The following is a 6171-nucleotide window of genomic DNA, read 5'->3' as shown; positions in this document are numbered from 1 at the left end:
GGACGCGGTCTCGGCGACGCCTGAATTCTGGTTCTGGATCACTTTCAGTGCCGGGACCACGGAGGGTCACCGAAACCGTGATCATGAACGGTCGTGGGTGATGTCCTCCTCCAGAACTTGTGGTTCCACCAAGTCCAAAGTGTCGTGATTGAAAACGTTGTGCCTGACGGCGAGTTGGTGGCCGTGCGGGCCCGGGCGGTTGCGGAGCGGGCCGTATGTCCAGCGTGCGGGACGCTGTCGTCTCGGGTGCACAGCCGGTACGTACGGCGGCTCGCCGACAGTTCGGTCGGCGGCCGCCCTGTGCTGATCGAGTTACAGGTGCGGCGGTTCCGCTGCGGTCAACGTTTATGCAGGCAGGCGACGTTCGCCGAGCGGGTCGACGGACTGACCGTCCGGCATGGCCGACGCAGCGCCAGGCTGCAGACGGTGCTGGAACGTGTGGCGGTGATGCTGGCCGGCCGTGCCGGTGCCCGCCTGTCCCGGACTCTGGCAGTCGGGGTGAGCAGGTCGACACTGCTGCGGTTGATCCGTCGCCTGCCGGAGCCCGATACCTCGACACCGCGGGTGCTCGGGTTGGACGACTTCGCGCTGCGCAAGGGCCACAAGTACGGCACGATCCTGATCGACATCGAAACCCGCCAGCCCATCGACCTGCTTCCGGACCGGACGACATCAACGGTCGCCCGGTGGATCGCCGACCATCCCGGGATCGAGGTGATCTGTCGGGACCGCTCCACCGCCTATGCCGAGGCCGGACGGCTCGGCGCCCCGGACGCCATCCCACGTCGCAGACCGGTGGCACATCTGGTCGAACCTCGCCGAGGCCGTCGAGAAGACAGTCGTCCAACATCGAGCTCTGCTATGTGAGCCGCACGACGCCGCCACGGCCCAGGCCGTCGCGGACACGGAGAATACGAACCTTGATCTGCCCTCTCCCAGAGGGCCGCGGACAACCGGCCGACTCTCCGCCGTGTCCGGCAACAGCACGCGGCTGTCCACGCTCTACTCGAGCAGGGCATCGGACTGCGCGCGATCGCCCGCCAACAGGGGCTGGCCCGTAATACCGTCCGCGGCGTTGTCACGTTGTTGGGTGTGTGGGTGTCTGATGGCGTGTCGGGGCGTGGTGGGGTCCGCGGTCCGGGCTTGTGGTCAGGACGTGGTGGGCCGGCTGGCAGCGCCGGTGACGTGGTCCCAGATGGCGAGGCGGATGGTCGTCTCAGCTCGGTGTTGGGATGCGGTCATCAGGTGGCGGTGGGGTCGGAAGTGGGGTGGGATGCCGCTGAATGCGGACAGGAACCGCTGGGCCGCGCCGACGGAGCGGAAGCCTTTCATGGCACGTTCACGCTGCCTGGTGGGCTGGTGGCTGTTTTCGGCCCGGTTGTTCAGTCCCTTGTGGGAGCGGTGCTCGACGGAGGGCATGACTTCGCGGTGAGCGGCGCCGTAGGAACGCAGCTTGTCCGTTGTGGGAGCGGTGCTCGACGGAGGGCATGACTTCGCGGTGAGCGGCGCCGTAGGAACGCAGCTTGTCCGTGATGATCACCCTCGGCACTGCCCGGGTCTTCTTCATCAGGCGGCGGAAGAAGCGTCGGGCCGCAGCTTTGTTGCGACGGTTTTGGACGAGGATGTCGAGGACGTTGCCGTCCTGGTCGACGGCCCGCCACAGGTACTTCAGCTCCCCGTTGATCCTGACGAACACCTCGTCCAGGTGCCACTTGTCCCCAGGCCGGAGCCGGCGGCGGCGCAGTCCGTTCGCGTAGGCCTGGGCGAACTTGGCGCACCAGCGGCGCACTGTCTCGCAGGAGACGATGACGCCTCGCTGGAGCACCAACTCCTCGACCTCGTGGAAGCTGAGCGGGAAGCGGAAGTACAGCCACACGCAGTGGGAGATCACCTCGACCGGGTACCGGTGCCCCCTGTACGACGGCGACGCACTCCCCACGGACGACCCCTCCCAGCGTGATCAACCAGAAGATCATCCCACCCGGTCAGCCAACGTGACAGCGCCCTGGATCGCCGTCCTCGGCCTCGCCCTGGCGTACGACTCACTGGTCGTGGCCGTGGGTGCGGCGGCGGGAGAGGGCGCGCTTCTGGAGGCACTCAACACGGGCCAGTTCACGGCACACGCGGTCCTGACCCCGCTGGCCGTCGTGTGCGGGGCGCTGCTGCTCGGCCCGGGCCGGCGTACGGCACGGTGGGCCTGGGCGGTCGCCGGAGCGCTCTCGGTGCTCGGGGTTCTCACCACCCTGCCCGGCCTCGAACTGGAGCCCCGCACCTGGGCGGACACCCTGCGTTACACCGACGCGGGCGATGCGGGGGCTCCCGTCGCCGCGGTCGTCGCCATCCTGGCGCTGCTGGCGATCGGCGTGGTGGTGTGGAGACGTCACGGGGTGCCGTGGGTCGCCCTGGGCGCCCTCGCCGTCTTCGTCGCTTCCGCGCTCGCGTTCAGGGTGCCGCCGCTGGGCAACATCGGCGAAGGGCTCATGCCGGCGGGTCTGCTGGCCGCCCTGTGCGACCGGCGCCTCGACGTGAACGGGACTCCCGCGCCCGTGCCGGCCGCGCGCTGAGCCGCCGGGCCACCCGGGGTGACGGCCGGCCGGTGGAGCCGTGCCGCAGCGGTACGCGCGGTCCCGCGGCAGACCGGTGCCCCCGCCCGGAGGACGGGGGCACCGTGCGACGCCCGCAGGCTGCTCAGCAGGCGTTGGTCAGGAAGGAAGAGATGGCGCTGCCGGAATATCCGCAGGTGAACGGGGTGAAGCGGGTGTCGTTGTTCAGGTAGCGCTTGAACCAGGACACCATCACCCGGGAGGTGGTGGTGTTGGACGCCGCGGGCGCGCCGTGCGAGGCCCCGGACATCTCGACGTACTCCTTCTGCCCGGCGAGCGTGTTGTAGAAGGGGATCGCGTGGCTGCTCGGCGATGCGACGGTGTCCGACTGGCCGCCGACGATGGCCACCGGCTCACTGACGTTGTTCCAGGTCTTGTCACTGTCCCAGGGGGCCAGCGGTACAGCGGCCTTGACCAGGCCGGTGGTGTCCGCCGCCAGCGCCTCCAGGCTGCCGCCGCCACCCATCGAGTGACCCATCACCCCGCGCCGGGTGCCGTCCGCCCGTGACCGGACCGCGGTCGGCGCGGAGTTCACCGCCCAGTTCAGCGCGGCCAGTAACTGGGTTCCCCGGCTGGCGGGCTGGTCGTAGACGGAGTTGGTGTTGATGCCGACGACCACGAATCCCCAGGACGCCAGTCGGGGGCCGAGCCAGCTGATGCTGGACCAGGAGGCGGTGAAGCCGGGGGAGACGGCGACGACCGGGTAGGTGCCGGCCGTGGAGGGGTAGTAGACCTGACCTCCGCCGAAGCCGCTCTGGCCGGTGACGGCGGCGCTGGTCACGGTGAAGCTGCCGTTGCCGGTGATGTTGGAACTGGTGGGGGCCTGGCCGATCTCGTCGGCCATCGCCGTTCCGGAGGAGCCGAACATCAGACCTGTCGCGAGGCCGAGCGACAGCGTCAGCGTCGTCAGTGCGCGGATCAGGCGTGAACGCCCGGCCCGGGCGAGCGCGTGCGGGGCGGGGGGTGTGGGGGAGGTCTGCCGATTCACAGCTCGTCACGTCCTTGGTGGGGGTGTGGGGGTGTGGGGGATCCGGAGCCTGGCGACGGTGCTTGGTGGTGCTTGCCGCTACTTCCGGTGACTGCTGGGACTGTTCGCGCGCTGCCGTGTCCCGTCACTGTCGTCGTCGCGGCTCGTCGTCGCGGTTCGGTGACGGGGTGGTCGGCGGGTGGGGTGACGGTATGTCGGGAGGTGCGTGGGACAGGTGTGGCACCTGCCTTCGCCGTGACGTCATTGTGGGACCGGGCGGACCGGCGGGCATCGGCGAAAACGCGTCAAGTTTGGCCGCGGTCAGGCGTCTTCGTTGTCGAACAGGGAGCCCTCAATCTGGAGGAGGTCAGTGCATGACAGCTGTGGTGGGGTGAAGTTCTGGTCTCGGGCATGCTGGAGGAACTCTTCGTCGAGTGCCAGGTGGTAGCGCTCGACGTAGTGGGGCCAGGTCCGAGTACCAGAACCACTTGCCATCGGTGTGCGGCCGGAGCCCTTCGATCAGCTCGTGGTCGGGGCTGAGGATGTCGTGGACGCGGGATCCGGTGGCGGCAAGTACGGCTCCCGAACGCAGATACTGCGCAATCTGAAGCTCGTCCGCTCCTGCTTGGTCACGCACGACAGCGCGGAGCGAAGGCCCGCCAGGCCGACCATGCCCTAGGTCGTTTCTGATGGCTCTTGGACAGTGTCGCGGAGCCAGATGACGATCGCGGTGATGGTCAGGGTGCCGTTGAAGATGTAGTCGCGTTTGTTGTAGCGGGTGGCCACGGCGCGGAACTGCTTCCACTTGTTCACGCACCGCTCGACCGCGTTGCGGCGGCGGTACTGGACCTTGTCGAAGGCCGGGGGCCGGCCTCCGGCTCGCCCCCGGCGCTTGCGATGAGCCCGCTGATCGTCGGGCTGCGCGATGGTGGCCTTGATTCCGCGCCGCCGCAGGTAGGCGCGGTTCTCGCGGCTTGGGTACGCCTTGTCGCCGCGCACCCGATCCGGCGGCCCCTGCCGTGGTGCCGGACGCGTAAGCCGTCCGGCATCGGGGCGAACATCGGGCTGTCACCTCGCTGACCGGGTGAGGTGAGCCAGTGCAGCGGGCGGGCCCGGTCGTCGGAGAGCAGATGGACCTTGCTGGTCAGCCCGCCCCGTGAGCGCCCCGACGCCTCGCGTCCATCTGCCTCCTCACGTGCCCCGCCCCCTTTTACGGGTGGTCGGCCGGAGGCTTGCGGGGTGCCCCGGCCGCGTGCTGATGCGCCCGGCAGGAGGTGGAGTCGATGTTCACGGCCCACTCCTGCCGGTCGGCCTGGCCGGCGAGCGTCCCGTCCGGGTCACCGGCATCGGCCTCGATCTGTAATTCCTGCAGGACGGCCTTCCAGGTGCCGTCGGCCGACCAGCGGCGGTGACTCTCGTAGACGGTCTGCCAGGGACCGTACCGTTCGGGCAGGTCGGGCCAGGGCACCCCGGTACGGGCCCGGAACAGCACCCCGTTGATCACTCTGCGGTGATCCGCCCACTGCCCGCCCGGCTTGCCGTTGCCGGGCAGGAGAGGCTCGATCTTCAGCCAATGAAGATCCGCCATCCTGAAATTTGCAGGTCACAGGGGCTGGTGTGGCTCTGGAGTGGGCTCGGGCTGGCCGGGAGCAAGATCGATGGCAGGTGATCGTCCGTCATGGACGCGTTCTGTGGGAATCGGCTCTCGGACGGTGATCCCTTCGTACGCTCTGCCAGGGAAGGGTGAACCGGGGAGGGGCTGTTCATGGCGGATGTGTTGACGTGGACGATCGAGCGGCGGGTGATGCTGACTGAGCGGGCTGAGCTGCTGCGCAAGGAACTGGCGGAGATCGACGTCGAGGTCGCCCGGCTTGAGGCTGCCGAGGTGGTCTACGGCCAGTGGGCCGAGGCAACGGACGGCGGGCGTAGGCCGTCGGGCATCGTGGAGCCGGAGCCGGAGCCGCGGTTGGTGGCTGTGACACCGGATGCGGCCGGGATGCGGCTGGTGCCGGACCGTGTGGACGGGATGGGGCCGGAAGCCCTGACATCGGACTATCGGCGGATCATGGAGATCGTTGCCGCAGCGGACGGTCCGGTGATGGCCAAGGACGTGGCCGGCGCGCTGGGCCGTGAACTCACGCCGGGCAAGGTCGGGCCGGTCCGTGGTCAGCTGCGCAAACTCGCCGACCGGGGCTGGCTGGTCCGCACCGGAGCGGGCCGCCATCTGCCCCGCTGACCGCCCCAAATGCCCGCGGACCGGCTGATTCCTTCCGTAACGCGAGGGCCCCCGGCGGGTGTTGGTGAATCTGTGACGAAAAACCAGCCCACCGAGGATTCTCAGCATGCTGTCTACCAGGTCTCGCTTCCGGTGTCGAAGCGGGCTCTCGACCTCGTGGGAAATCTGATACGGCAGGAGCGCAACCGTCTGGGCAGCCGCTGGCGCAAGGTCCCCGCGGGCACCCAGGCCGTGATCGTGCTCGCGGTCCTCCGCCATGACCAGCGGCTTTCCGATATGGCCGGTGGCAACCAGATCTCTGCCTCCACCGTGCGCCGGTGGGTGCAGAAGGTCCTGCGGCTGCTGGCCACCCGCGCCCCGCGTCT

Annotated in this window: 4 protein-coding genes and 3 pseudogenes; 4 read left to right on the top strand and 3 right to left on the bottom strand. The window is 69.0% G+C overall.

Annotated features, from left to right (window positions below; genetic code table 11):
• Positions 1–93: 93 nt before the first annotated feature.
• The gene (locus ACFYW9_RS41255; RefSeq protein ID WP_389160320.1) at positions 94–867 is read left to right on the top strand and encodes an ISL3 family transposase; all 774 of its coding nucleotides are present in this window, start codon (positions 94–96) and stop codon (positions 865–867) included.
• 282 nt (positions 868–1149) lie between these two features.
• Here the strand turns inward: ACFYW9_RS41255 and ACFYW9_RS41250 are convergent.
• Positions 1150–1939: pseudogene (locus ACFYW9_RS41250) on the bottom strand (IS6 family transposase).
• A gap of 55 nt (positions 1940–1994) precedes the next feature.
• Here ACFYW9_RS41250 and ACFYW9_RS41245 point away from each other — a divergent pair.
• Positions 1995–2564, top strand: coding sequence for a hypothetical protein (locus ACFYW9_RS41245; protein ID WP_389160318.1), 570 nt, complete (start codon positions 1995–1997; stop codon positions 2562–2564).
• 124 nt (positions 2565–2688) lie between these two features.
• Here the strand turns inward: ACFYW9_RS41245 and ACFYW9_RS41240 are convergent, their stop codons facing one another.
• Positions 2689–3591 carry an alpha/beta hydrolase gene (locus tag ACFYW9_RS41240; RefSeq protein ID WP_389160316.1) on the bottom strand — a complete coding sequence of 301 codons (903 nt, stop codon included), beginning with the start codon at positions 3589–3591 and terminating at the stop codon, positions 2689–2691.
• A 654-nt stretch (positions 3592–4245) separates the two neighbouring features.
• Positions 4246–5158, bottom strand: a pseudogene (locus ACFYW9_RS41235) (IS5 family transposase).
• 177 nt (positions 5159–5335) lie between these two features.
• Here ACFYW9_RS41235 and ACFYW9_RS41230 point away from each other — a divergent pair.
• Positions 5336–5806: a hypothetical protein gene (locus ACFYW9_RS41230; protein ID WP_389160313.1), complete on the top strand. Its 471-nt coding sequence runs from the start codon at positions 5336–5338 to the stop codon at positions 5804–5806.
• A 72-nt stretch (positions 5807–5878) separates the two neighbouring features.
• Positions 5879–6171, top strand: a pseudogene (locus tag ACFYW9_RS41225) (IS5/IS1182 family transposase); the annotation flags it as partial.

Source organism: Streptomyces sp. NPDC002698, from assembly GCF_042888945.1.
Classification (GTDB): domain Bacteria; phylum Actinomycetota; class Actinomycetes; order Streptomycetales; family Streptomycetaceae; genus Streptomyces.
Note: the sequence above shows the minus strand (reverse complement) of the source record. Positions and strands in the feature narration are given on the sequence as shown.

Coding starts and splice junctions, on each gene's coding strand:
- ACFYW9_RS41230 (WP_389160313.1), top strand. CDS start 5,336: ATGGCGGATGTGTTGACGTGGACGATCGAGCGGCGGGTGATGCTGACT.